Source organism: Nonomuraea sp. NPDC049378, assembly GCF_055586745.1.
The window spans coordinates 92,504-110,346 of record NZ_JBVJHP010000027.1; the positions used below are offsets into that span (position 1 = coordinate 92,504).

Sequence of the window (17,843 nt, forward strand, 5' to 3'; positions counted from 1 at the left end):
CCCCGCCTCCGGAGGCTCCCCCGCCTGCGCGGTTGAGGGCGCGCACGAGCCCGATCCGACCTCGGACAGGGCCGGCTCGCACAATCGTCACGGACCGGCTCACGCGAGATGCTGCACCTGGGTGAGCGGGAGCCGACTCGCCGGCGGCAGACCCACCGGCCCTCCGTCCACCAGGACAGGGCCGCCGTCGCGCGGCACGCGGACCTGCGGGACACGTGTGTTGAGGACCATGTCCTGGCGGGCCAGCCCTCGCGAGTCGCGAATCGGCAGGTAGCTCGCGCCGGCCGGCAGCGCACGCCGCGCGGCCGCGTCCTCCAGGGCCTCGCGGGCGACGAAGACGTGGGCCAGGCGCCGCGGCGCGTCGCCCATGGAGCCGAAGAACCGCCGGTACGCCCGCGGCTGACCCGCCCGCGTGGACGCCGCGCCGGACGCGCTCACGCCCCAGGCCACGAACCCCGACTTCACGACCAGCTCGGGCTTGGCGCCGAACCAGGCCGGGTGCCACAGAACGAGGTCGGCGACCTTGCCCGGAGCTATGCCGCCGATCTGGTCTGCCATCCCGTGCGCGATCGCGGGATTGATGGTGATCTTGGCGAGGTAGCGCAGGACCCGCTCGTTGTCGTGGCGGTCGTGACGCTCCGACACCGCCTTGGCGTGCGCCGCGAGCTGCCACGTGCGCCGGGCCGTCTCCCCGACGCGTCCCATCCCCATCGAGTCGGAGTTGACGATGCTGACCGCGCCGGCGTCGTGCAGCGCGTTCTCCGCCGCGATAGCGCTCGCCCGCACGCGGCTCCTGGTCACGTCGGCGTCTCCGGGCAGCAGCGCGTTCTGCCGGTGCACGGTCATCGTCATCGGGAACAGCTCCGCCACGGTGTTGACCGTGTACGGCAGCGTGGGCGTGGTCGAGGACGCCAGCACGTGCGGGTGGGAAAGGATCTCCAGCAGGTCGGGATGCCCGCCGCCGCCCTCGACGTGGTAGGCGTGCACCGTACGGCCCCGCGTCGCCTCGATCGTGTCGGACAGCAGGCCCGACTCGTTCAGCGAGTCGGTGTGCAGCGCCACCGGCAGGTCGGCGGCGTCGGCCACCGCGAGGCAGGTGTCCACGACGGCAGGCTGCGCGCCGAAATCCTCGTGCACCTTGAACCCACCCGCCCCGGCGAGGACGGCCGCCTCCAGCGGCGCGGGCCGCACCGACGAGCCGCGGGCCAGGAACGCCACGTTCACCGGCACCTCCCGCCAGGCCTCGATCATCAGGTCGAGGTTGCGCTTGGGGTTGACGCCGACGTCCCACACCCCGCCGAGGCCCATGCCGACCACGGTGGTCACCCCGGCGGAGAGCGCCACGTCGAGGAGCGCCGGGCTCGACAGGTGGACGTGGGAGTCGACCACGCCGGGGGTGACGATCATTCCCTCGGCGGGGATCATCGCCGTGTGCGGGCCGACCACGAGCTCGACGCCGTTCACTGCGTCGGGCGACCCGGCCCGGCCCAGCCCGGCGATCCTGCCGTCCTTGACGCCGATGTTGGTCTTGACCACGCCGAGCAGCGGGTCGAGGACGAGGGCGTTGGTGACGACGAGGTCCAGCTCCGAGCTGCGGGGGCCGCTGGTGAGCAGCAGTCCTTCCCGCACGGTCTTGCCGCAGCCGCCGAGCAGCTCGTCGCCGGCCTCGGTGTCGTCACGCTCGACCTCGACCACCAGCCCGGTGTCGGCCAGGCGCACCCGGTCGCCGGTGGCCGGGCCGTATACGGCCGCGTACGTCGCCCTGTCGAAGCTCATCCTTCGCCTCCAAGCGTGAGCCGGGGCGCGGTGGCCGTTCCTCCCAGCATGACCAGCCGCACGGTGATCGTCACCCCTGGCGGGAAACACAGGCTGCTGCCCGCCGGCACGTCCAGCCGGTGACCGCGCGCCGCCTCCCTGTCGAACGACAGCGCCGCGTTGACCTGCCAGAACGGATAGTGCGACGAGACGTGCACGTCGACGTCCGCGGTGTTGGTCACCTCGATCTCCATCCGGGCGCGGCCCGGCGCCGGTGCCGTCTGCTCCGCCGCCGGGAGGACGGCGCCCGGGTCCGCCGGATCCGGCTCCCGGCCCAGCGGGTCGTCGACGGCCACGAGCGCCGTCCCCGCCGGGAACAGCGCGTCCACCTCGACCCGGCGGACCAGCGCCGCGACACCGGGCCTGGCCTCCTCCGCGCGCACCGCGCCGCGGCCGGCCGCGATCACCGCCTCCATCGGCAGCCCGTCCCAGGCGGCCTCGAACACGGCGTCGGCGACCAGCGCCACGGCCTCGGGCGCGGACAGCTGAGCGCCCCTGTCGCGGCGGCGGCGGGCCAGCTCCGCCACGGTGAAGACGGTCAGGCGGTCGTGCTCCGCCGGAGTCAGATGCATTGGTCCCTCTACCAGTCGCGGACGAGTTCCATGGTCGAGCAGTGAATGCCACCGCCGTTCTTCAGGATCTCGTCGTAGGGCACCGGTACGATCTCCACGCCCTCGGCGACCAGCCGGTCGGCGGTGCGCACACAGTGCGCGGGAAACAGCAGCCGCCGCGGCCGGACCGTGAGCGAGTTGCAGGCGTACTGCTCCTCCGGGTGAGGCGAGACGACCTTGATGCCGAGGCTGTCCAGCCGGGCCAGGAACTCGTACGGCAGGCGGTGGGTGTTGGCCAGCGCCAGGTCCTCGCCGACCATGTGAAACTGCCCGTCCACGTGGATCGTATAGCCCGGCAGCGGCACGGTCACCAGCTCGATGCCGAGTGGTTCGAGGATCCCGGCGAGCTGCCGCGCGCCCTCGGGGTTACACCGGATCGACAGGCCGAACACCGCCAGGTCGCGCCGGAGCTTGACGAACGTGCCGCCCTCCGCGAGCCCCGCACCGATGATCGTGCCGAGGATCGGCATGCCGAGCCCGGCGATCGTCCTGGTCACCGACGCCTCCTCGCCGCGCCGCATCCGCGGGGCCAGGCGGGTGACGACGGCGCCGCCCGGCACGGTCAGCATCGGGTCGCGGGTGAAGACGGACTTGGTGTGGTCGGGCAGCTCGGGCGCCTCGACGACCTCGACGTCCTCGGCCCGCAGCGCGGCCACCAGCGCCGCGTGCTGCTCCATCACCAGTTCCATGTTCGGCGCCTTGTCACCGCGCCAGTACCACCGCCGTCCGGGATCGACCAGCGCTCCGGCGCGCGGGTCCCACGCGTCGGCGGTGATCGCGGCCAGGCCGCTGCTCGGACGGCGTACCAGCACCGTGCGCAGACGGCTCACCTCGTCCGCGGCGCCCCAGCGGCGGCCCCAGTAGCGCTCCAGCTCGGCCGGGTCCTGGAAGGGCGGCTCCGGCTCGGGGCCGACCAGCTTGTGGTAGTAGTGCTCGGGCTGCGCGCCGTCGTCGGCGATCGTGCTCATGGTCGAGTCCTTTCCGTACGTCACAGCTCCGCGACGCGGAGCCGCTTGGCCGCCACGGCGGCGAACAAGGTGATCAGCGAGAACACGCACAACATCGCCGCGACCGGCCACAGGCTCTCCCCTGTCGCGGCCAGCAGCGCGGTCGCGCCCAGCGGCACGAACCCGCTGATGGCCCCGGACACGTTGTACGACAGGCCCACGCCGGAGTAGCGCACCTCCCGGGTGAACATCTCGCTGAGCAGCTGCCCGCACGCGGCATAGCTGACCGACACCAGCACCACGCCGAGCACCAGCCCGGCCGCGACGCCCGCCGCGCTGCCCAGGCCGACCAGCCAGAAGATCGGGAACGCCGCCACGGCGGAGGCCGCCGCCCCCCAGACGGCCACCGGTCCCGGCCCGACGCGGTCGGCGATCCGGCCGAACGCCGGGTAGAGACACAGGTTGATGAAGGATCCGAGGGTGGCCGCGTTGAGCAGCACGGTACGGTCGATGCCCACGGTGTCCGAGCCGTAGTTGACGAGGAACGTGCCGCACAGGTAATAGCCGCCGATGCCGACGAACGACACCGCGATACCGGCGATCAGGCGCCTGCCGCTGGTGCGGACCAGTTCGACGAGCGGCCGCTTGGCGGCACGCTGCTGGGTCAGCATCTCCTGGAACACCGGCGACTCGTCCACCCTGCTGCGAACCCAGAGCGCGATCAGCAGCAGCGGGAAGCCCAGCAGGAAGGGAATGCGCCAGCCCCAGGACTCGAACTGCGCGTCCGGCAAGACGCTGACCAGCGCGAACACGGCCGTGGCCGTCAAGGAGCCGACCGGGGAGCCCATCTGCGGCATGACGCCGTAGATGCCGCGCTTCTCCTTTGGCGCGTGCTCGACCGCCAACGTCGCGGCGCCGCTCCACTCGCCGCCGACGGACAGGCCCTGCAGCAGGCGGAGCGTGGCGAGCAGGATCGGAGCCGCCACCCCGATCTGCGCGTACGTCGGCAGCAGGCCGATGCACCCGGTGACGACGCCGATGAGGACGACGGTGACCATCAGAATGCGGCGCCTGCCGTACCGGTCGCCGAGGTGGCCGAAGACGGCCGCGCCGAGAGGCCTGGCGACGAAGCCGACGCCGAACGTGGCGAAGGAGGCCATCGTGCCCGCGAGCGGGCTCAGCTCGGGGAAGAACTGGCTGTTGAAGATCAGCGCCGCCGCGGTGCCGTAGACGTAGTAGTCGTACCATTCCAGCGCGGTGCCCGCGAAGGCGCCCAGTGCGACTGTTCGGGGGTTGGTTTCCGGCTTCGGGGGGTGAGCCGTGGGTTGCATAATGACACCCTGTCGTGCCTCTGATCTGCGGTTCAATCGCAAATCGGCACCCAGGTGCCGCCGTTAGACTGTGCATTCGCACAGCGGGAGGGGGCGCGGATGACGTCCGAAGTGGTCGACCGGCTCTCGCGCGAGCTGGTGCGCGACGTCGCCCCGCTCGCCGACCGTTTCGTCGCCGAGATGATCGGGATCGGCGCACCCTACGCCAGGACGGTCGTTCCCGAGGAGACCCTGCTGGCCGACGCCCGCCGCAGCCTCGAACTGATCCTGCGCCTCGTCGGGCGGCTGCCGGTGCCGGAACACGTCGCGGGCGCGTCCGCCGAGATCGGCGCGGCGCGGGCTGAGGCGGGGGTGCCGCTGGACACGCTGTTGCAGGCCGTACGCCTCGACGCCCGGGTCGTCTGGGACGAGCTGCGCCTGCGGGCCGGCCCCGGCGACCTGTCAAGCCTGGTGGCCGAGGCTCCGCGCGTGTGGGAGGCGGTGGAGCACCACTCCATGGGCATCATGGCCGCCTACCAGCAACGGGTGCTGGAGATGGCGCAGGCCCGGCAGGATGAGCGGGCCCGGTGGTTCGCGCGGCTGCTGGAGTGCGACGGCCGCCATCCCGACATCCGGCGGCAGGTGTCCACCGTGCTCGGGCTCGACGAGAGCGCGTCGTACGTGGTCGTGGCGTTCCCGCCGGGCCGCCTCGCGGCCCTTCGTCCCGTACGCGATCAGCTCGGCGTCCTCGACGTCCGCGCGCACGAACAGGAGCGTCCCGCCGGGTCGATCGTGGTGCTGCAGCTTCCCGCGCGGGCGGGCGCCGCCGCGGCCGAGGGCTGGTTCGGCGGTGTCCGGTGCGCGGTGAGCCCTGCCGTCGAAGGCCTCGCCGAGGTGCCCAGGGCCGTGCGGCTGGCCGAGCTGACCCTGTACGCGCTGCCGCCGGACGCGTCCGGGCCCGTCGCCGCCCGCGATCTGTGGCCGGCGATCGCGGCGGGGACGCTCGGCGAGTTCAGGACCGACCTCGTCCGCGACGCGCTCGGCGGGCTGGGAGGGCTTCCGGCCCGTGACGTCGCCAGGGTGCTGGAGACCGTGGAGCGCTACCTGCGCACCGGTTCGGTCTCGGCGACGGCCCGGCAGCTCTACTGCCACCGCAACACGGTGCTGAACCGGCTGCGCCAGTTCGCCGTCGCGACCGGCCGCGACGTCATGGCCTCGGCCGACGCCACTGTCGTCACCCTGGCACTCCGGGCACGCACGTACGAGTGACCGGCTCCCCCGGCACCGGCGTGCACCGCGTCGAAAGCGAGAGCGTCCGCGTGGAGGGCCGATCCAGCTCGCCGCGCTCCGGCTTGACCGCCGATCTTCGGTGCACGAGATTGATCGTGACCTTCCACATCATCCGAGGAAACGTGATGAAACGAACCGTCATCGGCATCGTCGTGGTCACGGGCCTGACGCAGGTCACCGGTCCCGCGCAGGCCGCGCCCGGGGTCGATCCCGTCAAGGCAGTCGAGGCCGCGCTGCAGCCCGGCAGGACCGTCACCATCACGTCCACGGCGAAGACCGACCACGGCCGCGGTCTCTCCTACACCACCAGCGCGGACGGCACGATCGGGTTCGGCCCGCAGGACGAGATCGCCGCCGATCTGTCGCAGTCCATACGCTTCGGCAAGAAGGCTTCGAAGGGCATGAAGGACGACCTTGCCCTCGCCGCGATGCCCCTCAGGATCATCTCGTCCGGAGAAGACGACTATGTCTCGGGCGCCCTGGTGGACGCCGCACTGCCGCAGGAGAAGCGGTGGGTGCGTTACCGGGCCACGAACCTGCCGGCCAGCAACCGGCTGCTCGACGTCCTGGACAAGGCCACGCTCAGGGCCCTGGTGGCGCACCGCACCTCCTGGCGGGACGGAGTGCTGCGCGGGACGATCACTACCGGCGAGCTGGTCAAGGTGTCCCGTCCCTTCGTGTCGCGCTTCGGACTGCGGTCCAAGAGCGGGCGGGAGGGCAAGGTGTCCTACGTGCTCCGGCTCGGCCCGACCGGGCTCGTGGAGCGCCTGTCGGCCGAGGCCGTGCTCCCCTTCTACGACGGCTCCATCCGCGTCGAGGCGGACACCCGTTACTCCGGGTGGGGCCGCCGGGCCACCGTGCTCCTGCCGCGGGAAGGCGATGTGATCGACGGGGAGGAGCTGGGGGACGAGCTGCCGTACCCGTTGCCCGGCTGGGTCTCGTAGCCGGCATCCGAGGGCGCGCGGCGGGTCAGTACCGGTTCATCTTGGCGTCCAGGGCCAGACCGGCGTCGATCGCCTTGGCGGGGACCTTGAGGCCCATGTGATCCTTGGCGATCCGCCCGAGCGTGGGCAGGCTCCTGCGGTCCGGCCAGGTCTCCGGATCCCACAACGACGAGCGCAGGAACGCCTTCGCGCAGTGCATGTACAGCTCCTCGACGTCGACGAGGACCGCCAGCCGCGGCCGCTTGCCCTGGACGACCAGGTCGTCGAAGAAGGGGGCTTCCGACACGAGCGTCGCGCGGCCGTTCACGCGCAGGGTCTCGTTCATCCCCGGCACGAGGAACAGCAGCCCGACGTGCGGGTTCTCCAGCACGTTGCGGAAGCTGTCGAGCCGGTGGTTGCCCGGCCGGTCGGCGAGCGCCAGCCGGTGGTCGTCGAGGACCAGCACCGACCCGGCGGGGTCTCCGCGGGGTGAGACGTCGCAGATCCCGGCGGCGTTCGCGGTCGCCAGCAGCACGAAGGGCGAGTGCGCGATGATCGTGCGCGCGTGCTCGTCGATGCGGGCGATGTCCTTGTCCCAGATGGAGCGGGGCGGCTCCTTCAGGATCTCCCGGAGCTCGGCCTCGGTCGCCACGGTACGGATCTCGGAAGGATTCACCATTTTTATAAGGTATGCCTTACTAGAACGAAGCGTCGATCACAGCGGCACTTGCGGTGGAGAGCTCCCATAATGTCCTCACCGAGCGAGGGACGGGAGCACTCCTTGAGGCTGGGCATCAACGTTCTGGGGCCGTTCGAGGTCACCGTCAACGGCGAGCCTCTCAAGCTGGCCGGGGAGCGCCGAATCGGGCTCCTGGCCCGGCTGGCCATGAACGCCGGGCACCCGGTCTCCACCGAACGGCTCCTCACCGACGTCTGGGGCGAGAGCACGGCGTCCACCGCCGGCAAACAGCTGCACATCGTGGTGTCGAAGCTGCGCGAGCTCCTGGACGACGACATCATCGCGACCGTCTCCGGCGGCTACCGGCTGAACCTCGCCCCGGAGAACGTCGACGCCCACCTGTTCTCCCGCCTTGTCCGCCTGGCCCGGGAAGCCCGGGACCGGGGTGACGGCACGACGGCGAGCAGGATGTTCCGGCAGGCCCTCGGCCTGTGGCGGGGCGCCGCGCTGAGCGGCATGTCTGCCCCCTGGACGCAGATCGAGGCCGCGCGCCTGGACGAGGAGCGCCTCACGGCTCAGGAAGACCACGTCGACCTGCGCCTGACCGCCGGCGAACACCGGGAGGTGGCGGCCGAGCTCGCCGCCCACGTCAAGGCGCATCCCCTGCGGGAACGCCGCCGCGCCCAGCTGATGCTGGCGCTCTACCGGGCCTGCGGGCCGTCCGACGCGCTCGCGGCGTACCAGGAGGCCCGGCGCGTCACGGTCGACGAGCTGGGCGTCGAGCCGGGAGCCGCGCTGCGCCGGCTCCAGCAGGCGGTGCTGACCAGGGACCCGGCGCTCGACCTCGCCGCCGGGACGCCCGGCGCGCCGGGCGTCCCGGCCGAGCTGCCCGCCGACACGCGGGTCTTCACCGCGCGGGCCACCGAGATCGCCTGGCTCGACAAGGCGGTCGCCGACGCCGCACCCGGCGCGCCGGCCATCGCCGCGATCGACGGCGCCGGCGGCATCGGCAAGTCGGCCCTGGCCGTCCACGCCGCCCACGCCATCGCCCACCGCTTCACCGGCGGCGTCCTGTACGTCAACCTGAACGGCGCCGCCGCCGGCCTCCAGCCGCTGGAGCCCATCCAAGCGCTCGGCCAGTTGCTGCGCTCCCTGGGCCTGGACGGCTCAGCCGTGCCGGCCGGCCTGGAGGAGGCCGCGGCCCGCTACCGTTCCCTCACGTCGAACCGCAACCTGCTCATCATCCTCGACAACGCCCGCCACGCCCACCAGGTGCGGCCGCTCATCCCCGCCGGCGACGCCTGCGCGGTCATCATCACCAGCCGGCAGGCCATGGTCTCGCTCGACAACGCGAGCCATCTCCGCCTGACCGGGCTCGACCACGCCGACGCCACCGCCCTGCTCGCCCGCATCGCCGGCCCGGGCCGCGTCCAGGCAGAGCCGCACGCCGCCGAGCAGATCGTACGGCTGTGCGGCGGCCTCCCCCTGGCCGTCCGCATCGCGGCGGCACGCCTGGCCGCCCGCCCTGACTGGACGCTCTCCTACCTCGCGGACCGTCTCAACGACGCGGCCCGCCGCCTCGACGCGCTGGAACACGCCGACCTGGCCGTCCGCGCCTGCATCGCCGTCAGCCACCACCACCTGCGCGAAGAGCCCACCGGCCACGACGCCGCTCACCTGCTCACGTTCCTCGGCCTCCTCGACACCCCCACCTTCACCCCGGCCGCCACCGCCGCCCTGGCCGGCTGGCCGGAGCACAGGGCGGAAGCCGCGCTCGACCGCCTCCTCGACGCCCGCATCCTCGAGCCCGCGGGGCCCGGCGGCTGCCGGATGCACGACCTGGTCCGTCTCTACGCCCGCGAGCAGGCCGCCGTGGACCTCACCGCCCCCGAACGCGCCACCGCGGTCAACCGCGCCCTCGAGCACTACCTGGCCACCGCCCAGACCGCCAGCCTGCTGCTCGATCCCACCTCGGACGGGCCCATCAAGGCGTACCCGGCCGGCGGGCGCGGCACCGACCTCTCCACCCTCGAAGCAGCGATCGCATGGGCCGAGAGCGAGCGGGACAACCTCCTCGCCGCCGCCCACCAGGCCGCCGCCGACACCGCCGCCCCCCGCACCGCGATCGGTCTCTCTCAGGCCGTCCACTGGCTCTTCTGGCGCAAGGGATGGCTCACGGAACTCCCCGGGCTGTTGCGGAAGTCGCTGGACATCGCCCAGCAGGGTGACGACTGGGTCGGCCTGGCCATGGGACACACGAACATCGGCTCCGTCTTCCAGGAGCAAGGGCACTTCGCGGCCTCGGTCCATCACCTCAACGAAGCCCTCGCCTGCTGGGATCGTACGGACGAGCGTTTCCGCAAGGCGGGGACGTACAACGACCTCGGCATCACCTACACCATGCTCCGGAGGTTCGACGACGCGCTGGCCGCCCTGGACAGCAGCCTCGCCCTGACCCAGGAGAGCGGCCGGCGCGACCACGAGGCGTCCGTCCGCAACAACCGCGTGCACGTCTTCTACCGGCAGCTGAGGTTCGAAGAAGCGATCGAGGAGGCTCGCCTGGTCCTGGATCTCTGGGCCGACCTGCAGATCCCGTCGGGGGAAGGGATAGGCCAGGACACCTTCGCCGACGCCTGCCGGGCGGCGGGCCGGCTCACCGAGGCGGTCGGCCACTACCGGGAGGCCATCCGGCTCCAGCACGAGACCGGCCAGTGGCTCGGGGAGGCGGTGTCCTGCTGGTGGCTCGGCCAGACGCTGTACGACCTCGGCAGGCACGACGACGCGCGTGAGTCCTGGCGGCGGTCGTTGCGCCTCTTGGAGGACGCCAACCTCCTCGCGGCGGAGGAGGTCCACCAGCTCCTCGCACAGCCCGTGCCGGACGTCCCGCTGCCCATCAGGAACCAGCTGTGAGCCGCCGCCCGCAACGTCGCGGGATCAGGGCCCGCACAGCTCGGCGAAGCGGCGGGCGTCGACGTTGCCGCCCGAGATGACGACGCCGACCCGGCCGGGCAGCTGCTCCACGCGCCCCGCGAGCAGGGCCGCCAGGCCGCCGGCGCCGCTGGGTTCGACGACGATCTTCAGGCGTTCGAAGGCGAAGCGCATGGCCTGGCGGATCTCGTCGTCGGTGACCAGCGCGACGGTCTCGACCAGGCGCTGGTTGATCGAGAAGGTCAGCTCGCCCGGCGTGGGCACGGCCTGGCCGTCGGCGATGGTACGCGGCACGTCGATGGTGACGCGCCGGCCCGCCTCCAGGGAACGTCTGGTGTCGTCACCGGCCTCCGGCTCGACGCCGATCACGCGGATGCCCGGGTGCAGACCCTCGGCGGCGGTGGCGCAGCCGGCGATCAGCCCGCCGCCGCCCACCGGGGCGAGGAGCAGGTCCAGCCGCCCGGCGTCCTCCAGCAGTTCGAGGGCCGCCGTGCCCTGCCCGGCGATCACGTGCGGGTGGTCGTAGGGCGGGATCAGGGCCAGGCCCCGCTCGGCGGCGAGCTCCACGCTGAGCGCGGTGCGGTCACCGGAGTAGCGGTCGTAGGTGACGATCTCGGCGCCGTAACCGGCGGTCGCCTCCATCTTCGACGGCGGGGCGTCCTCGGGCATGAGGACCACCGCGGTGGTGCCGAGCTCCCTGGCGGCCAGGGCGACGGCCTGGGCGTGGTTGCCCGAGGAGTAGGCAGCGACGCCCTTGACCAGCTGCTCGCGCGGCAGGCGCGAAACGGCGTTGTAGGCGCCGCGGAACTTGAACGCGCCCACGCGCTGGAAGTTCTCGCACTTCAGGAACACCTCGGCGCCCACCAGCCGGTCCAGGGTCCGCGAACGCAGCACCGGGGTGCGGTGCGCGACGCCCTCGATCCTGGCCGCGGCGTCGCGGACGTCGTCCAGAGTGACCGGGGGAATGGACGTCATGCGGTGTCTCCCATCGAGAGGTGGCGCGTCGAGCCGGTCGCCGGCGACCTGACGTGAGGCTACCGAAGCCCTTGCCCGCGCTTCGCGCCGCCCGATCAGCTCCCGGTCTCGGCGGCCGCCTCGGCGAGGAGCCGGGCGAGCTCGGCCGGCCTGGTCATCATGGGCCAGTGGCCCGAGTCGATGTCGACGAGGTCGACGTGCTTGGCCCTGGCGAGCTCGGGCAGGTCGCCGGCGTCGAGCCACTCCTGAGCCTGGGCCGGCGTGTATTCGGGGCACACGAGGACGACCGGGACGTCCCACCGTCGTTCGTCCGTCAGCCGTACCACTCCCTTGGACACTCCCTCGGGCACGGGGATCGCGGCGGCCGAGAAGCGCAGCCGCGCCTCCTCGTCGAGGTCGGCGGAGTCCGGCCCCTCGAACGGCCCCCAGCCTGGGAAGGGCATGGCGCCGTCCTCGACCTCGAAGAAGTCGGCGTAGCGGTCGCCGTCGCCGGCCGGGAAACCGCCGACGAGGACGACCTTGGCGACCTGTTCCGGCCGCGCGTCGGCGGCCAGCCACGCCAGGGTGCAGGCGGCGGAATGCCCCACCACCATCGGCCTTCCCCGCGCCGCGTCCACGGCCGCGAGCACCGCCGCCGCCTGGTCGTCGAGCGTGGCCGAGGCGGATCCGTCGCCCTGGCCCGGGAGTGCGACCGGCACCGGGCGGTGACCGAGCGCCCTGAGCTCGGGCACGACCTCGTCCCACGCGGATCCGTCGAGCCACAGGCCGCCGATGAGCAGGATGTCCATCAGAGTCTCCCGAGGGGACCGTCGCCTTGCGGCGACGGGTAAATCGGTAGCGGGAGGGCCGTCAAGGCCCGAGCGTGCCCTGACTTGTCAGGTTCGCGCATCACGGATGTCCTTCCTGGTTTTGTCGGCGCCAGCCGATATCGTGGCGTTGTCGTTACCGAACGTGACGGGAGGTGGGGTGTGCGCAGGTCGTTCAAACTCCTGCTGCGCCCCACCGCCCGGCAGGCGGCGGCGCTCGCGGCGTGCCTGGAAGACCACCGCACGCTGTACAACGCCGCCTTGGAGCACCGCCGCACCGCCTACGCCAAGGCGGGCGTGAGCGTCCGGTACGGCGATCAGTCGGCCGAGCTGAAACACATCCGCGCCGATGACCCGGACGGGCAGGGGCGTTGGTCGTTCTCCTCGCAGCAGGCCACCCTGCGACGGCTCGACAAGGCGTTTCGCGCGTTCTTCGACCGCGTCAGGGCCGGACGCGCGCCGGGGTTCCCGCGTTTCAAGGGGCGCGGCCGGTTCGGCACGGTCGAGTGGCCGAAGGACGGCGACGGCGCCGGTGGGACTCCCAGCCCGGCCACCCCACCGTCACCTACGTGCGCCTGCAGGGCGTCGGGCACGTCCGCGTCCACCGGCACCGCGCGGTCAAGGGCCGGGTGAAGACGATCGCGGTAAAGCGGGAAGGCAACCGGTGGTTCGTGGTGCTGTCGTGCGACGACGTGCCCGCCGAACCGCTGCCCGCCACCAGCGCGGTGGCCGGGATCGACATGGGGGTGGCCTCGCTCGTCACCACCTCCGACGGTGGCCGGGTGGTCAATGCGCGCCACCAGGCCGCCACCGCCGGCCGTCTGGCGGACGCCCAGCGAGACCTCGCCCGCAAGAAACGGGGTTCCAAGCGGCGGCGTAAGGCGGTGGCCCGCGTGGCCGCGTTGCACGCCAGGGTGCGCAGGCAACGTCTGGACGGCGCGCACAAGGCCGCGCTCGCCCTGGTGACCGCCTATGACGTGATCGTGCACGAGGACCTGCGGATCGCGAACATGACCCGCTCGGCGGCGGGCACGATCGAAGCTCCCGGCCGCAACGTCGCCGCCAAGTCCGGCCTCAACCGGTCGATCCTGGACGCGGGCTGGGGGGTGTTCCTGACGATCCTCGCGCACAAGGCTGAAAGCGCCGGTCGAGAGCTGATCGCGGTGAACCCTGCCGGCACCTCCCGCACGTGCGCCCGCTGCGGGCACTGCGCACGGGAGAATCGCGTCACCCAGGCCGCGTTCGCCTGTACGGCGTGCGGACATGCCGCGCACGCCGACGTGAACGCGGCGGTCAACATCTTGAGGGCAGGGCTTGCCCTTCGCCAGGCTGCGCAAGCGGCTTAGCGAGAAGCCGCTTCCTTCAGGGAGCGGAGGAGTCACGTCAGTCCTCTTTCTCCAGTAGACGGACAGATAACGTTCGCTGCAGCGACCTCACGATAGGACCGATTCCGGACGATGTACTTCCGGTTCTTGCCGTGGCCGCCTAGTCTGCTCGTGTGCCGGCCGACCTCAGCCCAACCGCGCGCGCCCTGCGCACGCTCGAAACCCTCCAGGCCCGGCCCGGCGTGACGGCCGGCGAGCTCGCCGCCACCCTGGGAGTCACGGAACGGGCCGCGCGCCGGTACGTCGGGATCCTCAGGGAGGCGGGCATCCCCGTCGATTCGGCCAGAGGCCCCTACGGCGGTTACCGGCTCGGGCGCGGGACGCGACTGCCTCCGGTCGCCTTCACCGAAGCCGAGGCCCTGGGCCTCGTCATGGCGGTGCTCGACGGCCAGCCCTCCGCCTCCGGCACCGACGACCTCGTCGGCGCCGCCCTGAGCAAGGTCATCCGCGCGCTGCCCGAGAGCGTCGGCCGGCAGGCGGCGGCGCTGCGCGCGCACGCCTCGGCCGCGCCCGACCCGCGCTCCGCCCGCCCTGACCCGGCCACCACCGGCACGCTCGTCGCCGCCGCCGCGGGCCGGCGCGGCCTCGTGATCACCTACCGGAGCGAGTCCGGCAACGAATGGGAGGCCGACGTCGATCCCTGGGCGGTCGTCGTCCGCCACGGGCGCTGGTATCTCCTGTGCCACTCCCACCGCGCGGACGCGATCCGCACCTACCGGGTCGACCGCATCCACGCCGTCCGGCAGACGGCCCGCACGTTCGAACCGCCCGGCGACCTCGACCCGGTCGCGGCGCTGGAGGAGAACCTGGGCACGGGATGGAAGTTCCCCACCCGCGTGGTGTTCGACGCCCCGCCCGCTGAGGTCGCGCCCTGGATCCGGCCGCCCATGGGACGCCTCGAACCGTCGGGCGACGGGTGCGTGCTCACCGGGAGCACCAGCAATCCGGCGATGTACGCGCAGGAGTGGCTGGCCTGCGTGCCGCTCGCCTTCCGGGTGGAGGGCGGGCCGGAGCTCCGGGCCGCGGTCGCGGCACTCGCCTCGCGTTTCGCCGCCGCCGTGGCGGACCGCCCCTGACCCCGGCCCGCACGCTCCGTCCCGCCGAGGCGGCGACCTCGGGGAGGGCACCGTCCGGAAGGTGTCATCAGCTCAGGCGCCGCCGGGGAAGGCGCCATCAGGACAGGCGTCCACAGGGAAGGCGCCATCGGGACGGGTGCCATCGGGACGGGTGGCATCGGGACGGGTGGCGGAGAAGGTGGCGGCGGCAAGTCCGTCAAGGGCAGCCAGTTGGGCGCGGATCTGGTCGGTGGTCGAGGGGTCGAGGTCGCCGAGGAGAAGGTGGGCGTGACGCCAGTGCTCGCGGGCTGCCGCGTGGTCGCCCGCGAGACGGTGGCAGGCGCCCAGGTGGGCGAGGGTGCTGGCCTCGGCGTACGGGTCGCCGAGCGCCCGGAACAGGGCGAGTGCCCGGTGGTGGCAGTCGACCGCGGCGGCGGTGTCGCCCAGCCGGAGGTGGGCGTCGGCGAGACACGACCACGCGTGGGCCTGGTAGGGCCGGTTGCCGAGCTCCTGGTGCAGGGCCAGGGCCTGCTCGCACAGGTCGCGCGCCTGCCCGTGGTCCCCCAGGCGGCCGTGGTGGAGACCGAGGTCGGTGAGCGCGATGGCCTGGCCTGGGCGGTCGCCCAGCCGGGCGAAGAGGTCGTGGGCGCGGCGGGCGGCGTCGAGGGCTTCGGCGTCGCGGCCCTGGAGAGCGTGGACGTGGCCGCGATAGTGGTGCGTCCACGCCTGGTGGGCCGGGTCGTCACCTGATCGTTCCAGCGCGGCGTCGAGGTGGTGGTGGGCGTCGTCGAAGCGCCCCAGGTCGGCCAGCGCGGCGGCCAGGTTGCGGCGTACGCGGATCTCTTCCGCCCGGTCGCCCAGCCGCCGGGCGGCGGCCACGGCGGCCCGCTGGGTCTCGGCCCGGTCGTGCCAGCGCCCGCGCCGGTGCAGGTGGACGAACAACGCCCGGGCCAGATCGCAGACGTGCCGGTCGAGCCCCAGATCGGCGGCGACCTTCAGGACGGCGAGCAGGGCGGGGCGCTCGGCCGTGAGCCAGTCCATCGCCTCGTCAGATCCTTCGAAGCCGGTGACGGAGACACCGGGCAGGGGCGCCGCGGGAGCCTCGATCTCCACGGGCCCGTGGAGGTGCAGCGCGGCGGCGTACGCGGTGTGCGCGTAGTGGTCGGCGAGGCGCCGCAGCGCGGCGTCCCTGTCGTCGTCGCGGGCCAGGCAGAGTTCGGAGGCGTAGGCGCGCAGCAGGTCGTGGCAGGAGTAGCGGCCAGGGGCGTGCTCGGCGAGCAGGCTGGCACGGGCCAGCTCGGCCAGCGGCGCCCGTACGCGCGAGACCGGGACGCCCGCCAGGCTGGCGGCGGCGTCGACCGTGCAGCCAGGGCCGGGATGCAGCCCGGCGACCAGCCGGAACAACCGCGCCGCCGCCTCGCCGCCGAGCGTCTCGTACGACCACGAGAAGATCGCTCGTACGCCGGCGGCACGGTCGAGCGCGCCGAGGGTGTCCCGGAGCTCGCCGGCCAGCTCGCCGAGCGGGTGCGCGGGCTGGATCGCGGCACGGGCGGCGACGATGGCCAGCGCCAGCGGCAGCCCGGCGCAGCGGCGGACGATGGTGCCGGTGGCGTCGGGGTCGGCGGCGATGCGGTCATGGCCGAGCCGGCGGGCCAGCAACCGGCGGGCCTCGTCCGGAGGCAGCAGGTCGAGGGTGAGCGGGCGCGCGCCGTACGTCATGACCAGCCCGGCGAGGTGGTCACGGCTCGTGACCAGCACCAGGCATCCCGGCGCGCCGGGCAGCAGCGGAGCCACCTGGCCGGCGTCGCGGGCGTTGTCCAGCACCACGAGCATGCGCCGCCCGGCCAGCAGGCTGCGGTAGAGCCCGGCCTGCGCGGCCGGTCCGTCCGGTATCCGGTGCGGCGGCACCTCCAGCGCGCCGAGGAACTCGCGGACGGCCGTCTCCGGTCGTACGGCCTCGCATGACGGGTCGTATCCGCGCAGGTCGGCGTAGAGCTGGCCGTCCGGGAACGAGCCGGCGACCCGGTGCGCCCAGTGCACGGCGAGCGTGGTCTTCCCGACGCCGGCCGTGCCGGCGATCACGGCGATCCGCGCCGACCCGGGCCTCGGCTCGTCGGGCGGGCCGAGCAGCGCGTCGAGCGCCGCCCTTGACCTCTGCTCGTCGGGCGGGCCGAGCAGCGCGTCGAGCGCCGCCAGCTCGGGCTCCCGCGCGGCGAACCCGTCGAGGGCGGCGGGCAGCTGCCTGGGCACCACGCGTCCGCGGGGAGCGGCTCCGCCCGCGAGCAGGTCGGCGTGGACCTGCCGCAGCTCGGGGCTGGGATCGGCGCCGAGCTCCGCGGCGAGCCGGCGCCGGATCGTCTCGTAGCGCTCCAGCGCCTCCGCGGGGCGGCCGGCCGCCTCCAGGGCGCGGAGCAGCCGCGCCCAGAGGGATTCGCGCAGCGGGTGCCGCTCGGCCAGGTCTGCGGGCTCGGTCAGGTCGGGGCACGATCCGCCGGCGAGGTCCAGGTCGATCCGCCGCTCCCACGCCGTCAGGTACCGCTCCTGCAGCGCCGGCGCCACGGACTGCTCCAGCCAGTCCGAGCGGATCCCGTCGAAGGCGGTGCCGCGCCACAGGTCGAGCGCGGCGGCCACCCGGGACCGCTCGGTCACCCGGTCGCGCGCCGCCGCGGCCTCGTCGAGCAGGCGGCCGAAGCGGAGCGCGTCGACGCGGTCAGGCTCGGTGGACAGCAGGTAGCCGCCCGGTCTGGCCACGATCAGCTGGTCCGCTGGAGCGCCCAGGACGCGGCGCAACCGCTTGACGTTCGTGCGGACGTTGGCCCGCGGGTCGCCGCGCCGGTCGGCGCCCCACACCGCGCTCGCCAGCCGGTCCACCGGGACGACCCGGCCCGCTGACAGCGCCAGCACGGCCAGCAGCGCCCGCAGCCGCCCGGCGGGCAGCTCGACCGGCCGTCCGGCCACCGAGACGCGCAGCTGTCCGAGCAGCTCGACGGTCAACACGCGGATCGTTCCCTTCCTGGTGGCGGCGAGTTTCACGCGACTGACACAACACTGCCACCGCGCTCCGCCAGGCTGGCGAGCGTCCCGTCCGAGGTGCGTACCGAGGGCCGGACTCCACCAGG

General features: G+C 73.2%; 13 protein-coding genes and 1 pseudogene. 6 read left to right on the top strand and 8 right to left on the bottom strand.

Annotated features, from left to right (window positions below; translation table 11 throughout):
• Positions 1-99: 99 nt before the first annotated feature.
• The 4 genes from ACZ6SA_RS42050 to ACZ6SA_RS42065 are packed head-to-tail and all read right to left on the bottom strand — an operon-like array spanning position 100 to position 4,704.
• Positions 100-1,776 carry an urease subunit alpha gene (locus tag ACZ6SA_RS42050; protein WP_443156763.1) on the bottom strand — a complete coding sequence of 559 codons (1,677 nt, stop codon included), beginning with the start codon at positions 1,774-1,776 and terminating at the stop codon, positions 100-102.
• On the bottom strand, positions 1,773-2,387 hold the full coding sequence (locus tag ACZ6SA_RS42055; RefSeq protein WP_347649394.1) for an urease subunit gamma: 615 nt from the start codon (positions 2,385-2,387) through the stop codon (positions 1,773-1,775). The genes ACZ6SA_RS42050 and ACZ6SA_RS42055 overlap by 4 nt, the downstream gene beginning before the upstream one ends.
• 8 nt (positions 2,388-2,395) lie before the next feature.
• Positions 2,396-3,394, bottom strand: a complete 999-nt coding sequence (locus tag ACZ6SA_RS42060; protein ID WP_347649395.1) for a dimethylarginine dimethylaminohydrolase family protein — start codon at positions 3,392-3,394, stop codon at positions 2,396-2,398.
• 20 nt (positions 3,395-3,414) lie between these two features.
• The gene (locus ACZ6SA_RS42065; RefSeq protein ID WP_465834642.1) at positions 3,415-4,704 is read right to left on the bottom strand and encodes an MFS transporter; all 1,290 of its coding nucleotides are present in this window, start codon (positions 4,702-4,704) and stop codon (positions 3,415-3,417) included.
• A 99-nt stretch (positions 4,705-4,803) separates the two neighbouring features.
• On the opposite strand from ACZ6SA_RS42065, the gene ACZ6SA_RS42070 reads away from it, so the two are divergent.
• Positions 4,804-5,952 (top strand): PucR family transcriptional regulator, encoded by a 1,149-nt coding sequence (locus ACZ6SA_RS42070; RefSeq protein WP_465834644.1) that lies wholly within the window; start codon positions 4,804-4,806, stop codon positions 5,950-5,952.
• A gap of 146 nt (positions 5,953-6,098) precedes the next feature.
• Entirely contained in the window at positions 6,099-6,917 is an 819-nt protein-coding gene (locus tag ACZ6SA_RS42075; RefSeq protein WP_347649398.1) for a hypothetical protein, read from the top strand.
• A 25-nt stretch (positions 6,918-6,942) separates the two neighbouring features.
• Here the strand turns inward: ACZ6SA_RS42075 and ACZ6SA_RS42080 are convergent, their stop codons facing one another.
• Positions 6,943-7,575: a pyridoxamine 5'-phosphate oxidase family protein gene (locus tag ACZ6SA_RS42080; RefSeq protein WP_465834646.1), complete on the bottom strand. Its 633-nt coding sequence runs from the start codon at positions 7,573-7,575 to the stop codon at positions 6,943-6,945.
• Between the two features lie 102 nt (positions 7,576-7,677).
• Between ACZ6SA_RS42080 and ACZ6SA_RS42085 the strand changes: the two genes are divergently transcribed.
• Positions 7,678-10,485: an AfsR/SARP family transcriptional regulator gene (locus ACZ6SA_RS42085; protein ID WP_465834648.1), complete on the top strand. Its 2,808-nt coding sequence runs from the start codon at positions 7,678-7,680 to the stop codon at positions 10,483-10,485.
• 24 nt (positions 10,486-10,509) lie between these two features.
• On the opposite strand, the gene ACZ6SA_RS42090 is transcribed toward ACZ6SA_RS42085, so the two are convergent.
• Positions 10,510-11,478, bottom strand: a complete 969-nt coding sequence (locus ACZ6SA_RS42090; RefSeq protein WP_347649401.1) for a threo-3-hydroxy-L-aspartate ammonia-lyase — start codon at positions 11,476-11,478, stop codon at positions 10,510-10,512.
• Between the two features lie 95 nt (positions 11,479-11,573).
• Positions 11,574-12,266 carry an alpha/beta fold hydrolase gene (locus ACZ6SA_RS42095; protein WP_347649402.1) on the bottom strand — a complete coding sequence of 231 codons (693 nt, stop codon included), beginning with the start codon at positions 12,264-12,266 and terminating at the stop codon, positions 11,574-11,576.
• 180 nt (positions 12,267-12,446) lie between these two features.
• Between ACZ6SA_RS42095 and ACZ6SA_RS42100 the strand changes: the two are divergent.
• The 3 genes and pseudogenes from ACZ6SA_RS42100 to ACZ6SA_RS42110 form a co-directional block, all read left to right on the top strand.
• A pseudogene (locus ACZ6SA_RS42100) lies at positions 12,447-12,515 on the top strand (hypothetical protein); the annotation flags it as partial.
• A gap of 275 nt (positions 12,516-12,790) precedes the next feature.
• Positions 12,791-13,630 (top strand): RNA-guided endonuclease InsQ/TnpB family protein, encoded by an 840-nt coding sequence (locus tag ACZ6SA_RS42105; RefSeq protein ID WP_465834651.1) that lies wholly within the window; start codon positions 12,791-12,793, stop codon positions 13,628-13,630.
• A gap of 152 nt (positions 13,631-13,782) precedes the next feature.
• A complete protein-coding gene (locus ACZ6SA_RS42110) occupies positions 13,783-14,745 on the top strand; it encodes a helix-turn-helix transcriptional regulator (RefSeq protein ID WP_347649404.1) in 963 nt (320 codons plus the stop codon).
• Between the two features lie 72 nt (positions 14,746-14,817).
• On the opposite strand, the gene ACZ6SA_RS42115 is transcribed toward ACZ6SA_RS42110, so the two are convergent.
• Positions 14,818-17,757: an AfsR/SARP family transcriptional regulator gene (locus ACZ6SA_RS42115; protein ID WP_465834653.1), complete on the bottom strand. Its 2,940-nt coding sequence runs from the start codon at positions 17,755-17,757 to the stop codon at positions 14,818-14,820.
• Positions 17,758-17,843: the final 86 nt, after the last annotated feature.

What these genes read in the sequence shown, in the direction of transcription:
- ACZ6SA_RS42080 (WP_465834646.1), bottom strand. Translation starts at nt 7,575, where the DNA reads ATGGTGAATCCTTCCGAGATCCGTACCGTGGCGACCGAGGCCGAGCTC.
- ACZ6SA_RS42055 (WP_347649394.1), bottom strand. Translation starts at nt 2,387, where the DNA reads ATGCATCTGACTCCGGCGGAGCACGACCGCCTGACCGTCTTCACCGTG.
- ACZ6SA_RS42090 (WP_347649401.1), bottom strand. Translation starts at nt 11,478, where the DNA reads ATGACGTCCATTCCCCCGGTCACTCTGGACGACGTCCGCGACGCCGCG.
- ACZ6SA_RS42060 (WP_347649395.1), bottom strand. Translation starts at nt 3,394, where the DNA reads ATGAGCACGATCGCCGACGACGGCGCGCAGCCCGAGCACTACTACCAC.
- ACZ6SA_RS42050 (WP_443156763.1), bottom strand. Translation starts at nt 1,776, where the DNA reads ATGAGCTTCGACAGGGCGACGTACGCGGCCGTATACGGCCCGGCCACC.
- ACZ6SA_RS42065 (WP_465834642.1), bottom strand. Translation starts at nt 4,704, where the DNA reads ATGCAACCCACGGCTCACCCCCCGAAGCCGGAAACCAACCCCCGAACA.
- ACZ6SA_RS42075 (WP_347649398.1), top strand. Translation starts at nt 6,099, where the DNA reads ATGAAACGAACCGTCATCGGCATCGTCGTGGTCACGGGCCTGACGCAG.
- ACZ6SA_RS42070 (WP_465834644.1), top strand. Translation starts at nt 4,804, where the DNA reads ATGACGTCCGAAGTGGTCGACCGGCTCTCGCGCGAGCTGGTGCGCGAC.
- ACZ6SA_RS42095 (WP_347649402.1), bottom strand. Translation starts at nt 12,266, where the DNA reads ATGGACATCCTGCTCATCGGCGGCCTGTGGCTCGACGGATCCGCGTGG.